This window comes from Desulfoluna sp. HI9BLuna (assembly GCF_056829775.1).
Window position 1 is genome coordinate 3,059,185 of record NZ_CP186555.1, and the last position, 13,686, is coordinate 3,072,870.

Sequence of the window (13,686 nt, forward strand, 5' to 3'; positions counted from 1 at the left end):
GGGCCTGCGGTATAGGGTCACCCTACGGAGGATGCGCTGATTGGCTTTCATTTCGTGTGGTTCGAAGGTGTCTGGCTGGGGACGGGTAAAAATCCGGCGGAAAGATGCAGATGAAAAAACATCTTTCCGCCGGGTAACCTCTGAAAGGAATGTGAACGGAGTTTATCGCGGTTTTCCTCTGCGAGTAACTACTTGTATTTTTTCATCACCCTGGCAAATCCCGGGAGAGCCCCGGTGATAGTTTTCGCGTCCACGCAGAAAGAGATACGGAAATGTCCGGGCCCTGCGAATCCGCTGCCCGGTACCACGAGGATCAGTTCCTCCTGGAGTTCCCGCGCAAACTCCACGTCGTTTTCGATGGGGGACTTGGGAAAGAGGTAAAAAGCCCCTTTGGGGGCGGTGAATTCATACCCGGCCTCGGTGAGGCCGTCCACCAGAAGCTCCCGGTTTTTTTCGTAAGGCGTCATGTCCACGTTGACCCCCTGGATGTCGGCGATGACCCGCTGCATGATGGCCGGAGCGTTGACATACCCCAGGATACGGTTGCACAGGGCCAGGCCGCCCAGAAAGAGGCCCTTGCCCTCGAAGTCGGGGTGGATGGCAATGTAGCCGATGCGCTCTCCGGGGATGGAGATGTCCTTGGAGTAGGAGGTCACCACCACGCTGTTGGGGTAGCTGGTCATGATGGAGGGCACGGTGATGCCGGCGTAGGTGATCTTCCGGTAGGGTTCGTCGGAGATGAGGACGATGGGATGGCCGATGTCCTGGCTCTTGCGGGCCAGAAGGTCTCCCAGGGCATCAAGGCTCGCTTTGTCGTACACCTGGCCGGTGGGGTTGTTGGGGGTGTTGATGAGGATGGCCTTGGTCTTTTCAGAGACCGCCTCTTCGATGGCGGACAGGTCCAGGGTGAAATCCGGGTTGGTCTGAACGGTCTTTACAACGCCCCCGTGGTTGTCGGCGTAGAAATTGTACTCCACAAAGTAGGGCGCCGGGCAAATCACCTCGTCGCCGGGATCAAGGAGGGTCTTGAGAACCACGTTGAGAGCGCCGGCCGCGCCGCAGGTCATGACAATGTCGTTTTCATCCAGGGTGACCCCCTGCTGCTCGGAAACAAACCCGGCCACGGCCTCGCGCACAAAGGGGTAGCCGGTGTTGGGCATGTAGGAGTGGATGCCTTCACCGGAAGAGGCCGCCACCTTCATGAGGCTCTCTTTGAACTCAGCCGGGGGGGCGAGGTAGGGGTTGCCGAGGCTGAAGTCGTACACCTTGTCCGCGCCGTGCTCTGCTTTGAGGCGGGCTCCTTCCTCAAACATTTTGCGGATAAATGATGATTTTTCGATGGCACCCTTGATCTTGGTCGAAATGGTCATGAAATCCTCCGGTCCGTCTATCTCTTGTGGTGAATGAAAAGAACGCATATCAGCCACGAAGCCTGCGGTGTGTCCTGGCAGGCGGTATCGTCGCGGCGTCCATGTTTTTACCTGGGAACCGATACGGCTGCTGCAAACCAAACGAAACGAAACGTTTGATGAGATCGGTGTGAATCACTTTTATTTCACAGGATGTGGAAAAAAATCAAAGAAATTTATGCATACGAAGGAAGGGGACTGAGAAAACGGGGGGAGAACCGGCGTTGCTTAAGCCTCATCGGGGAGGGTGCGCTTGCGCACCGCATGTTGTTGGGAAACCCTTTGATGGGTTGGGCTAATGAAGCTTCATGCATCGCAAACCTTGGAAGCTCTGAAGCCGTATTGCGATCACAAGGTCCGTCAATGGTGCGCAAGCGCACCCTACAGTTGGTTGATGTTTCTGGCACCCTCGTGAAAAGGGCGGACTCCGCTTCTATGCCGGAGGTTGGTCACCCTTTTCCGTAAGCAACGGGCGGAGCCCGTCAGCAAATGTGAAGGGGCGAGGAACGAGTCCCGGAGCATTTGCCATAGGGTTTCAAGGTGCCTCCACCTTGCCGCCGGAGGCACGTTTTTGTTTCACTACTGAATCCCGCCCTCCATGGCGGCGTAGAAGCCTTTGCGCCAGGCCATGAAGCGGTCTTCGAGGATGGCTTGCCTGATTTCCCCCACGAGGTTCATATAATAATGAAGGTTGTGGATGGTGTTGAGGCGGTAGGCCAGGAGCTCCTTGGATTTGTAGAGGTGGCGCAGGTAGGCCCTGGAGTAGTTTCGGCAGGTGTAGCAGGTGCACACCGGGTCCAGGGGTTTTTCATCTTTCTGATACCGCTGGTTGGCGATGTTGAGGGCCCCTTCGGAGGTGAAGAGTTTGCCGTTTCGTGCATTCCGGCTGGGCATGACGCAGTCGAACATGTCGGCGCCCATCATGACCAGCTCCACGATGTCTGAGGGGGTGCCCACGCCCATGATGTAGCGGGGCTTCAGGTCCGGCATCTGGGCCAGGGTGTGCTCGCCCATCTCCATCATCAGATCCTTGGGCTCGCCCACGGAGAGGCCGCCGATGGAGTATCCGGGAAAATCGATGCCGCAGATCTGCTCCACAGACGCCGTGCGCAGGTCCTTGTACATGCCGCCCTGGACAATGCCGAAGGCGTTGTTGCGCAGGTCGGTCTCCTGCTGCCAGAAATCATAGCAGCGCTGGGCCCATCGGGTGGTGAGCTCCATGGACTCTTTGGTGGCCTTGTGGTCCGACGGGTAGGGCGTGCACTCGTCCAGGCACATCATGATGTCCGAGTCGATGTGGTTCTGCACCTCAATGGATTTTTCCGGGGTGAAGAGGTGCCGGGACCCGTCGATGTGGGACTGAAACGAGACCCCCTCTTCCGTCCGCTTGGTGAGCTTGGCCAGGGAAAAGAACTGAAACCCCCCGCTGTCCGTTAAAATGGGGTGCTTCCATTTCATGAAATCATGGAGCCCGCCAAAAACGTCCAGCACATCGGTGCCGGGCCTTAAATAAAGATGGTAGGTGTTGCCGAGGATGATCTGGGCGCCGGCTTCTTCAAGGTCCTCAACCGACACGGCCTTAACCGACCCCACCGTGCCCACAGGCATGAAAATGGGGGTCTTGATCTCGCCCCGACGCGTCTTGATGGTGGCTGCCCGTGCCCGACACTCTGTGGACTGAGCTTCTTTGGTATACGTAAGTCTCATGGTTTTCCTTTATGTAAAAGCTGCCTCCGGCGGGCAGGAGCTAAAGCCCCTGTACCCCAGGTTTGCGAATGCTCCAACCTTCGTTCCTCAGGTTGTCACATTCGCTGACGGGCTTCGCCCGTGTAGAACAACAGGCTGTTTTTATATGACGGTTGCCTCCGGCGCTTGCCTGAAAGAGGTTGCTTGAAGTCGAAACGCTTTTACGGCTAACGAGGATACTGCTCACGTTACGATAACGTATTCTGTTACTTCGAGGCTTGTGACGCTGCTTGCATTAACCGATAACGTTTGTATCGGGCGAAGCCCGAGCCGTAGGCCCTTGCTCTTTGGCTCGAGGAACGAGAGACAAAGAGCAAGGGCAATCAGCTTTCGAGGTGTTTTCGCTACAGTGGCTTCGCCACCCTCGCCGCCGGAGGCATGCTTTTTCGGTCCGCTTTAGTCAATAAACATCGCATCGCCATAGCTGAAGAAGCGGTATTTCAGTCTGACGGCTTCTTCGTAGGCGGTGAAGATGGTGTCTCTTCCGGCAAAGGCGGAGACGAGCATGAGAAGGGTCGACTCCGGGGTGTGGAAGTTGGTGACCATGGCGTCCACGCATTTGAACTGGTAGCCGGGGTAGATGAAGATGTCGCAGGGGCCGGCCCCGGGTGCAAGGGTGCCGTCATCGGCGGTGGCGAACTCCAGGGTGCGCACCGAGGTGGTGCCCACAGCGATGACCCGGCGGCCTTCGGCTTTGGCGTTGTTTATGGCGGCTGCGGTGGCTTCGGAGACCTCGTACCATTCAGTGTGGATGGCGTGATCCCGGATGTCGTCCACTCGCACGGGCTCGAAGGTACCGTATCCCACGTGGAGGGTGAGCTCGGCGATCTCCACGCCCTTGGTTTTCAGGGTCTCCATGAGGTCCCCCGTAAAGTGGAGCCCTGCGGTGGGGGCGGCCACAGCCCCGCGGTTTTTGGCGTAGACCGTCTGGTAGGTCTTTTTGTCGAAGGCGTCCGCGTCCCGTTTGATGTACGGGGGCAGGGGCATGTTGCCGTGGGTCTCAAGGAGGCGGTCAAAGTCGCCGTCACACGCAAACCGGAGGCGGTAAATGCCCTGGTCAAAGCTTTCCACAACGGCGGAGAAGCCGTCTCCGAAGCGGATGGGCGTCTCGGGCTTGACCCGCTTGGACGCCTTGAGCAGGCATCGGCAGGAGAAAGCACCGTTGCGGTCCATGGCTGCCATGCCTTCCCGGTAGTCCAGGATCAGCACCTCCACCTTGCCGCCGGTCTCTTTGTGGCCGATGAGCCGGGCGGGGATGACGCTGGTGTTGTTTACAACCAGGAGGTCTCCTTTATTAAGGAGGCCCGAGAGATCGGAAAAATGTCGGTGGTGCCTTGAACCGGTGTGACGCTCCAGATGCAGGAGCCTGGAGTCGGTACGGTTTTTTTCCGGGTGGCGTGCGATGAGTTCTTCCGGAAGGTCGAATCGATAATCACTGAGTTGGTACATCTCTTACATATTCCCCAGATAAACGAGGGCAAGCCCTCCAAGCATCATGAACAGCCCCATGCTTCTCAGGCGATTTTCCGGTTGGGCGGCCAGGGTCAGGAGAATCTGGCGGGCCCTGTTCGGGAATCCGAACCAGGGAAGTCCCTCAACAATCATCACCATTCCGATAACGCAAAGAAAATATTTCATATGGTCTGCCGTGCCTTGACACATCGGTGGAGACGAGCGGTGTTCGTGGTTTGTCCCGTCCGGTGTGGTTCGTTTCATGTGCCGGTCACCTTGACATCGGCGCAAAACAGTTTGAAAAACCCGTATTTATAGTATGGAGATCGGGGTTTGTCAAAACGTATATTTTTGGTATCCGTGTTTGGTGGCGAGGGGATGGGAAGGGCCGTGATGAGTCTGGTGGTGCGTAACGATCTGTTGTGTCGGGAAAGTCCCTCGACCATGAATAAGGGTTTGTCATCAAACCTGAAATCTTCTATAATCCATCCTTTTATATACATACCGGTCTGTCGGCTTGATGGACTGGTTCTTTGTTATGATATCGCCCATGCAGCGGAGTCGGATATGGAATATGAAGTCGTCATTGGCCTTGAAATACATGCGCAGCTGAAAACCAAAACAAAAATCTTTTGCGGGTGCTCCACCGCCTTCGGGGCGGAGCCCAACAGCCAGACCTGCCCGGTCTGTACCGGCATGCCCGGGGTGCTTCCGGTGCTCAACAAAACCGCAGTGGCTTATGCGGCCAAGGCCGGGGTGGCAACCAACTGCACCATCAACCGGGTGAACCGTTTTGCCCGTAAGAACTACTTCTACCCGGACCTTCCCCTGGGGTACCAGATCACCCAGTTTGCCCTGCCCATTGCCGAGCACGGTCATCTGGACATCGATCTGGAAGACGGTTCCACCAAGCGCATCGGCATCACGCGGATCCATATGGAAAACGATGCGGGCAAGCTCAATCACGACCCCATGCGTCCCATCAGCCTGGTGAACCTCAACCGTGCCGGGGTGCCCCTCATCGAGATCGTCTCCGAACCGGATATGCGCTCTGCTCAGGAGGCCGGTGCCCTGGTCAGAAAAATCCATCAGCTCGTGCGCCACATCGGGGTATGCGACGGCAACATGGAAGAAGGGAGCCTGCGCTGCGATGCCAACGTCTCCCTGCGGCCCAGGGGCCAAGAAGAGTTCGGTACCCGCACAGAGATGAAAAACTTAAACTCCTTCAGGAACATCGAGCGGGCCATTCGATATGAGATCAACCGTCAGGCCGATATTCTGGATAACGGCGGCGAGGTGATCCAGGAGACCCGCCTCTGGAACGCCGACAAGGAGATCTCCACCTCCATGCGCAGCAAGGAAGACGCCCACGACTATCGATACTTCCCGGATCCCGACCTCCTGCCCGTGGTCATCGACGACGCCTGGTACGATGAGATCGCAGGCAGCCTGCCCGAGCTCCCCGATGCCATGAAGAAGCGCTACATGGACGAGCTGAGCCTGCCAGCGGCGGATGCCGAGGTCCTCACCTCGTCCATTGAGCTGGCCACCTATTTCGACAACTGCCTGGCCATCTTCGGCTCCAAGCCCAAGCAGGCCAAGATGGTTGCCAACTGGGTTATGGGATCCGTCCTGGGACTTCTGCACACCGACGGCATGGACCTTGGCAACGTGCCCGTGTCCCCGGAGATGCTGGCAGGGCTCCTCTCCCTTGTTCAGGAGGATGTCATCAGCGGCACCATGGCCAAGACCGTCTTTGACGAGATGGCGGCCACAGGCAAAGAGGCCAGGGTGATTGTGGATGAAAAGGGCCTTGCCCAGGTCTCCGACACCTCTGAGATCGAAGGCATCGTGGACAAGCTCCTGGCCGACAACCCCAAAGAGGTGGAGGCCTTCCGCGGCGGCAAGAAGAAGCTCATGGGCTTTTTCGTGGGTCAGGTCATGAAAGCCACCAAGGGCAAGGGCAACCCCAAGGTGGTGAATCAGCTTTTGAATGAGAAGCTGAACGGTTGATGGGCTGAAAGATCGAACGTGTAAAAAAAAGCCTCCGGCGGCCCTGCCGGGGGCCAAATTTTTAAAAAATTTGATAGATAGGTTTTGTATTATTTGAGCCTCTGCTGTGGATATATAGCAGGGGCTTTCTATTTGGTATAAGCGCGTTTGGCGAAGTGGATAGTGGCGGCGCGGTGAGCTGCGTTGCGTGAGGTGCCAGCGGGCTTGTGAAAAGGCTTGGAAACAAAAAAAGGCCCGCCAAAACGGCGGGCCTTTTTTAATGGCTAAGAACTATGCATTCCTAAAATTAGAAAGCAACGTTCATTTTTACGTAGCCCCAAACGCCTTCGTCTTCGAAAGACTTTTCAGCGGCGTCATCACCGTCAAGGTAAGCGATACCGGTAGAGAGGGTTACGGCGTCAGACGCTTTGTAGTAAGCGTTGACATCAAGTTCGTAAACTTTGTCGAAGGTGGCGTTGCCGACTTTAAATTCATCGTCAAAGTTGGTCATAGCATAAGCCAGAGAGGTGTCGACAGAAACGGTCTCTGTAAGGGCCTTGGAAACCTTTACACGAGCCAGGGAAACACCGTCAATGGTGATGTCATCACCAAGTACTTCCATGGGGCAGAGTTCGTCACCTACGTAGTAGGCAACATTGTCGTCGGTGCTGGAGTAGAGGATACCAGCGTTAACGCCGAGCCCTGCAACGGTGGTACCAGCATCGAGCCAGAGACCGAATACGGATCCGTCATAGGGGGTGGCCAGGGAGTCGTCATCGTAAGAAGCGAAGGCAAACTCAGATTCGAGGTTGATGGCGCCCACTTTACCGTTTACGGCAACCTGAGCTTTGGTGACCTTGGTACCGGCATTGAGAACGTTGTCAAGGTCATCTTTCCAATCAGACTGAACATCCTGATAGTAGATAGCAGGCTGGATGGTGAAATCACCAGCTTTCATGGTAAGACCAACAAGGTAGCCATCAACATCAGCGTCATCGTCTTGTCGGCCAGCCTTCTGATCGTCAGCGTCGATTGAGAATTCGCCTTCAGCGATTTTTTCTGTTTTGAAAGTCAGAGTACCAAAGGGGAGAGCCTGATCAGCCTGAATGAAGTACGTGCGCTGGGAGCTGTCACCGAAGAGAGTACCCCAAGTGTCAAGGTTGCCAGCGATACCGCCGATGAAGGTGGTGCCGGTGGTGAACTTGTGGGTCATGGTAGCTTTGCTGATCTCAAAGTAGTTCTGGCTTTTTGAGTCGGCTGCACCGCCCTTGATGTTGGTGCTGTGATCCCAGTTGGTGTCGAAGGCTTCAGCAGTGATGTCTACGGAAGTGTTTTCGTCAACGATGATGCTGGTTTTAATTTCGAGGTCAGATTCGTAGTAGCGGTAATCTTTGCCGCTATCGGGATCCTGGATGTAGTTCCCTTTGATGAAAAAAGAACCGCCCATCTTCACTTCTGCGAAGGCAGGAGCGCTGATGAAAAGGCCGGCGAGCATTGCAGCGAACACTTTCTTGAACATTAATAAATCTCCTTATCGTTCAGGTTTCAAATAGTCCCCCGGCGCGTTGGCATTCTTAGCTTCGGACAGGTCCCTGAAGGCGCGTCAGACCGATCGCAAGGCTCCATGCGCGGCATTGCCGGTGTTGACCATGACTCCGGTTTCGCAGGAAGGTAGCACCATACTGTTTGGAAATCGTTAGAAAAATACGAAGATTTCCGGGTGTAACAACAAGCAGCAACCGGATAACATAAAGCAACACATCCATTATGTTACCTTAATTAAGATTAAGTTTTTAAAAAATTTCATTGGGAATGTCAATATAATTTTACGATTTTGGAAGGGTAATGTTTGAAGAAATTGTCAATAAAAACAGTTTGGTGGCGTATCCCTGTTTTGCGGGTAGAAAAAACTTCACCCAACGGGAATATGATGATAGTCTAAAAAAAGTGAAGTTTCTGTGTATTGTCAATACACTACTTATGTAAAGCACCCTTATATAAAATAGGTATGAACACGGCGTATTTGCCGGGAGAGGATGTCTATGAGATTCCACATGAAGAAACGGGTTGCCGGTATGGTGGCAACCATGGTCCTCCTGCTGGGGGGGACGGCCATGGGGGCGCAGCCCTGCCTGTCCATTGACGAGGTGGCCTACAACGGACCTGAAGCGAGCGGGTACCTGAAAACCGGTGTGGCCCAGATGGTGGCCAACCGACTCGGGGAGGCCGGGGTCTCCGTTAACGCAGAGTGTGACGGGCCTTCCCTTGCCATTAGCGTTACGCTGTTTGGCGGGACCGCCAACCTTGGTGCCTCCATGGAACAAAAGGGCTTCCATTTTTCCCGATCCGGCACCGAATCAGAGCTCATTGGCTTTGTGGGCGAGCTGGCCGATGAGGTGGCCGGTAAAATGACAGCTGGAGTGGAGGCGCCCAAGGCGACTCCGGTGCCTGCGCCTGTTGTTAAAAAAGAAGCGCCAGCCACTGCGCCTGGGGCCACCGAAGAAGATGCCGTGCGAAGCGATATTTTTTCCATGGAGGTCCAGAGCGTGGCTGCTGCGGACTTGAACGGAGACGGGGTGGTGGAAGCCGTGGCCGCTACAAGGGGAACCCTGCTTCTTTTCAACGTATCTAAAAAGGCCATTGCTGAGTCTGCCCGGGTGAGTTACCCCGATTATCTGAAGCCGGTCCGTCTCGATACCCTTGATTTTGACGGAGACGGGAAAGCCGAGCTCCTTGTTTCGGCTGTCCATGCTGTGAATCAAGATCCCTTTACCCTGGTGTTCCGGCATAATGGCACTACCCTGGTTCAGGTGGGCAATCCCGCGCCGTTTCTTTCGGCTGTGGTGACTCTCCCCGAAGGGGGGAAAGTCTGTATCGCGCAGAGGCTTGACGGCATCGATTACTGGGGTGATATACACCGGGTGAGTCTGGGGTCAAAGGGGCTTGAACTGGGTCAGCCCCTTGAGATGAATGGGGCTTTCAATGTCCTTGGCTGGGACACGGCCCCCGTGTTGAAAGGTGATGGCAACGGGTATTACCTTCTTTCCGAGGGTGGTCGTCTGGGGTTCTGGAATAACGCTTCCGACCATTCCAGCGTGTACCGGAGTGACGAAAATTATGGGGGTTCCCGGTTTTTTCTCTCCAAGACCGAAGGGTCCAAAGAGCGTGAAGAACGGCGCTATCTGGTTTCACGGGTTCAATCCGTGGATCACGGAAATTTTAAAGGGGTGGGTGTTCTTCAGCACAAGGATTCGCTCGGACATCTGTTCCAGGGCCTGAAACGTTACAAGAACGGCCGTGTGGTGGTTGTGGGCTGGAATGGCTACGAGCTGGTTCCGGTTGCAAGCTCGGCAGCCATCAAAGGTTTCCTGATCGACTTTGATATCGTAGATATCGACGGAGACGGCGAGCTGGAGGTTTTCGGTGGCGTCCTAAACAAAAAGGCCGGTCTTTCAGGGAAAGGTCGCTCCTACTTTGTTTTGTCTTCCCTGAAGTAATTCAAAGGGGACATATCTGTCCGTAGAGGCTGATTTGACATCAAAAAGACGGCACCGCTCCTTATCATCAAGGGGCGGTGCCTTTTTTTTGATCTTTTTTCATGTCGGTCTTTGGCTCTACAGGTGGTGTGGCGGTTTTGAAAATGCACCATATGGGGTGAAAAATCAATCAAGCCGTGAAAAATAAAGCAAAATTTAGGATGTGATAAAACGTCTATCATCATCTGTGTTGATGAAAGTCCTAAATTCAACTTGACAAAGCGGGCCTTGTTTCCTATTCATCTACTTTAATAATAGAGATAACGCACATGAAGTAAATGTGAAGAACATTTATTCGAATTATATCCAAGTCATTTTTTTTAATGAAAGGAGACGTGCTCATGTCCAACTTAGTTGCTCCCCATGGTGGGAAAGGCCTGACCATTTGCCTTCTCGAAGGTGCTGAAAAGGAAGCTGAACTCAAAAAAGCTGAAGGGCTCAAGAAAATCACCATCAGCCCCCGCGCCGAAGGCGACCTCATCATGATGGGCATCGGCGGTTTCAGCCCCCTCACCGGTTTCATGACCAAAGCCGACTGGAAAGGTGTTTGTGACGATTTCCTCATGGCTGACGGGACCTTCTGGCCCATCCCCGTGACCCTCGACGCCTCCAAAGAAGACGCTGACGCCATCACCGACGGCGAAGAGATTGCCCTTGTGACCGCCGAAGGCGAGATCATGGCTACCATGAAGGTCACCGAAAAATACGAGATGACCGAAGCCGACAAGCGCTACGAGTGCGAGAAGGTCTTCATGGGTGAAGGCACCCCCACTGCAGAAGAGTTCTGGAAAATCGCTGAAGATGATCACCCCGGCGTTCAGATGGTTATGAAGCAGAAGGCTTTCAACCTGGCCGGTCCCGTGAAGGTTCTTTCCGAAGGCGACTACCCCGAGAAGTACAAGGGTGTTTACCTGACCCCCGCCCAGTCCCGTGCCATCTTCGAAGAGCGCGGCTGGAAAACCGTTGCTGCCCTGCAGCTCCGTAACCCCATGCACCGCTCCCACGAGTACCTGGCCAAGCTTGCTGCCGAGGTATGCGACGGCGTGTTCATCCACTCCCTCGTTGGTAACCTGAAGCCCGGCGACATCCCCGCGGAAGTACGCGTAAAATGCATCGACACCCTCGTTGACAAGTACTTCGTCAAAGAGAACGTTCTCCAGGGCGGGTATCCCCTTGACATGCGTTACGCTGGCCCCCGTGAAGGCCTCCTCCACGCCACTTTCCGTCAGAACTACGGTGTCTCCAAGATGATCATCGGTCGTGACCACGCTGGTGTTGGCGACTTCTACGGCATGTTCGAAGCCCAGGATCTCTTCGACAAGATCCCCATGCCCGAAGATGCAGGCAAGCGCCTCCTCTGCGAGCCCCTGAAGATCGACTGGACCTTCTACTGCAAGAAGTGCGACGGCATGGCTTCCCTGCGTACCTGCCCCCACAGCAAAGAAGACCGCGTTATCCTTTCCGGCACCATGCTGCGTAAAGGCCTCTCCGAAGGTACCGAGATTCCCGATCACTTCGGTCGTGAAGAAGTTCTCGTCATCCTCCGCGAGTACTATGCCAGTCTCACCGAAAAAGTTGAGATCAAAACCCACGCTGCCGCTCTCGGCAAATAGCATGGGTGTTCACTCCTGACGGGGTGAGATAGTAGGTTTGCTTGTCAAAGGGCGGTGCAGAGATGCACCGCCCTTTTTTTTATGGCTCCGGTCAGGGCCGCCGGGGTTTTTCCGTTTGAAACACATACCATACCCACACGCCAATACCCTGAAAACATGTCCATGGTGTCTGCTCCATGTATTCGCCACAGAGCTTCAAGGTGCCCCACCTTGCCGCCGGAGGCCTGTTTTTCCATTCCCTTGAACCATAGAAAGCACCGTCTGAATCGCTATTCGTTGGAACATAGACGGAATACCAAGTGGCGAGGAAGAGGGAGTGCGGCACCCGTCACCATGGGCGTGAGCCGCCTTAAATGCCACAACGTGGGTGCATACAGAGTCCAGAGAGTCTGTGGGCTTGTCTGGCTTTATGGGTGTTGGGGGGCTGCTCAAGATGCCAAAAAGGCTCAAAATGGAATGAATCTTTATTCAGGCATAGGAAGGGTGGGGCGATGATGAAACTCTCATTATAGGCGTTTCGTGTTTCCCTATGGATAGTGGGTAGGCATTGGAGACCGAAATTGCCGGGAAGATGCGGCGGCTCTGGAAGGAATTTGGTCTGCCATGGCTTTTGGGGGCTATCCCTGCCCTGTTCTGCATGGCAAATAAAAAAAGGAGAGCCGCGCTTTGCGCGGCTCTCCTTTTTTATTCAGATGCAGCTTCAGCCACTACTGGCGGTTTGCATACTCTGCGTAGGTCATGCCCACAATGCGGTAAACAAAGTGTGCCAGCTTGGAGAAGGGCACATACGCAAAGAGGTGGAAGACCGCGATCAGGTGGATGTAGTACAGCAGGTAGGTCCCGAAAGTGCTGCCTGCCAGGCGGGCCATCTCCGTGAGGAGACCGGTGGCGCCCAGGAGAACGACCAGGCCGAGGAGGTACCAGTCTTTGTAGTTGCTGGTCTCGCTCTTGCCGAGACGGTCTTTGATCATCAAGGCTGCGCCCAGGACGATGAGGATACCGCCCAGGTTACCGAACCACTTGAGGGGGTTGACCTGAGAGTAGGGGCCTGCGCTTCCCACCACATAGAGAAGGAAGAAGCCGATGCTGGTGGCGATAAAGCAACCCACAAATCCGTAGAGGACCATCATGTGGGCGGTGCCGCGAGCCTTGTTCTCTCCGCACTCGTTGAACTGGGTGTGTTTGAGGATCTTGGGAATCACGGCGGGGATGGTTTTCAGGAATGCCTTGATGTCCAGGTCCTGCTTGTCGGTTTTGCCTTCGGCCAGGGCGTTTTCGTGCATGTCGTTGAGCATGCGCTTAAGGCCGAGGTAGAAGACGGTGATTGCGGCAATGGCCAGGGGGATAAAGGTAATGTCCACCAGCCAGGAGGAGATGAAACGGGCCTGGGCGATGGGGGCGTCGGTGTGGTGCACCCAGTGGGCGCCGAAAAAGCCGAAGATCTTCTCCATGGTGCCGCCCATGGTCATGGTGATGATGGCCATGAGGGCGAACCAGACAGCCGGAATGGCCGTAAGGATCCAGAACTTGCTCTTGTCGGTGACCATTTTGGCCAGTTTTTTGGGCTGAGCGTACTCGGTAATGGCATAGGAGCGAATGGCCGAGAGCACGTCGCCGGGTTGAGCCCCGCGGGGGCACAGGGTAGAGCAGTCGCCACAGGCATGGCAGAGCCAGATGTCGGCGCTTCCCACCAGGCGATCCTTGAGGCCCCAGGAGGCCGCAATCATCTCTTTTCGGGGAAAGGGTGAGTTTTCGGGGGCGATGGGACATGCCACGGCGCAGGTTGCACACTGAAAACACTTCTTCAGGGAGTCGCCACCGAGTCCCACCACTTCATCAATGAACTCCAGGTTTGGATTCACAAGGGTTTTATCGGACATGAGAATTCCTCCTCATCGTTTTCTGCGTTAGAAACTCGCTTGAAGGGGCCTCCCCCGA

The 13,686-nt window shown here is 55.1% G+C and carries 9 protein-coding genes; 3 read left to right on the plus strand and 6 right to left on the minus strand.

Annotated elements, in window-relative coordinates; genetic code table 11:
• Positions 1 to 188 precede the first annotated feature (188 nt).
• From ACOYW0_RS12395 to ACOYW0_RS12410, 4 genes are all read right to left on the minus strand, one after another.
• On the minus strand, positions 189 to 1,370 hold the full coding sequence (locus tag ACOYW0_RS12395; protein ID WP_482418725.1) for a pyridoxal phosphate-dependent aminotransferase: 1,182 nt from the start codon (positions 1,368 to 1,370) through the stop codon (positions 189 to 191).
• Between the two features lie 618 nt (positions 1,371 to 1,988).
• On the minus strand, positions 1,989 to 3,116 hold the full coding sequence (gene tgt, locus ACOYW0_RS12400; protein WP_482418726.1) for a tRNA guanosine(34) transglycosylase Tgt: 1,128 nt from the start codon (positions 3,114 to 3,116) through the stop codon (positions 1,989 to 1,991).
• A 435-nt stretch (positions 3,117 to 3,551) separates the two neighbouring features.
• The gene (gene queA, locus ACOYW0_RS12405) at positions 3,552 to 4,604 is read right to left on the minus strand and encodes a tRNA preQ1(34) S-adenosylmethionine ribosyltransferase-isomerase QueA (protein WP_482418727.1); all 1,053 of its coding nucleotides are present in this window, start codon (positions 4,602 to 4,604) and stop codon (positions 3,552 to 3,554) included.
• 3 nt (positions 4,605 to 4,607) lie between these two features.
• The gene (locus ACOYW0_RS12410) at positions 4,608 to 4,871 is read right to left on the minus strand and encodes a DUF2065 domain-containing protein (protein WP_482418728.1); all 264 of its coding nucleotides are present in this window, start codon (positions 4,869 to 4,871) and stop codon (positions 4,608 to 4,610) included.
• Positions 4,872 to 5,174: 303 nt separating this feature from the next.
• Between ACOYW0_RS12410 and gatB the strand changes: the two genes are divergently transcribed.
• On the plus strand, positions 5,175 to 6,620 hold the full coding sequence (gene gatB / locus ACOYW0_RS12415) for an Asp-tRNA(Asn)/Glu-tRNA(Gln) amidotransferase subunit GatB (RefSeq protein WP_482418729.1): 1,446 nt from the start codon (positions 5,175 to 5,177) through the stop codon (positions 6,618 to 6,620).
• Positions 6,621 to 6,906: 286 nt separating this feature from the next.
• Here the strand turns inward: gatB and ACOYW0_RS12420 are convergent, their stop codons facing one another.
• On the minus strand, positions 6,907 to 8,118 hold the full coding sequence (locus ACOYW0_RS12420; protein WP_482418730.1) for a hypothetical protein: 1,212 nt from the start codon (positions 8,116 to 8,118) through the stop codon (positions 6,907 to 6,909).
• 535 nt (positions 8,119 to 8,653) lie between these two features.
• Between ACOYW0_RS12420 and ACOYW0_RS12425 the strand changes: the two genes are divergently transcribed.
• Both ACOYW0_RS12425 and sat read left to right on the plus strand, forming a co-directional pair.
• Positions 8,654 to 10,096: an FG-GAP-like repeat-containing protein gene (locus ACOYW0_RS12425; protein ID WP_482418731.1), complete on the plus strand. Its 1,443-nt coding sequence runs from the start codon at positions 8,654 to 8,656 to the stop codon at positions 10,094 to 10,096.
• Positions 10,097 to 10,476: 380 nt separating this feature from the next.
• Entirely contained in the window at positions 10,477 to 11,748 is a 1,272-nt protein-coding gene (sat, locus tag ACOYW0_RS12430) for a sulfate adenylyltransferase (protein ID WP_482418732.1), read from the plus strand.
• Positions 11,749 to 12,455: 707 nt separating this feature from the next.
• Here the strand turns inward: sat and qmoC are convergent.
• Positions 12,456 to 13,628: a quinone-interacting membrane-bound oxidoreductase complex subunit QmoC gene (gene qmoC / locus ACOYW0_RS12435; RefSeq protein ID WP_482418733.1), complete on the minus strand. Its 1,173-nt coding sequence runs from the start codon at positions 13,626 to 13,628 to the stop codon at positions 12,456 to 12,458.
• Positions 13,629 to 13,686 lie beyond the last annotated feature (58 nt).

Coding starts and splice junctions, on each gene's coding strand:
- ACOYW0_RS12395 (WP_482418725.1), bottom strand. CDS start 1,370: ATGACCATTTCGACCAAGATCAAGGGTGCCATCGAAAAATCATCATTT.
- tgt (WP_482418726.1), bottom strand. CDS start 3,116: ATGAGACTTACGTATACCAAAGAAGCTCAGTCCACAGAGTGTCGGGCA.
- queA (WP_482418727.1), bottom strand. CDS start 4,604: ATGTACCAACTCAGTGATTATCGATTCGACCTTCCGGAAGAACTCATC.
- ACOYW0_RS12410 (WP_482418728.1), bottom strand. CDS start 4,871: ATGAAACGAACCACACCGGACGGGACAAACCACGAACACCGCTCGTCT.
- gatB (WP_482418729.1), top strand. CDS start 5,175: ATGGAATATGAAGTCGTCATTGGCCTTGAAATACATGCGCAGCTGAAA.
- ACOYW0_RS12420 (WP_482418730.1), bottom strand. CDS start 8,118: ATGTTCAAGAAAGTGTTCGCTGCAATGCTCGCCGGCCTTTTCATCAGC.
- ACOYW0_RS12425 (WP_482418731.1), top strand. CDS start 8,654: ATGAAGAAACGGGTTGCCGGTATGGTGGCAACCATGGTCCTCCTGCTG.
- sat (WP_482418732.1), top strand. CDS start 10,477: ATGTCCAACTTAGTTGCTCCCCATGGTGGGAAAGGCCTGACCATTTGC.
- qmoC (WP_482418733.1), bottom strand. CDS start 13,628: ATGTCCGATAAAACCCTTGTGAATCCAAACCTGGAGTTCATTGATGAA.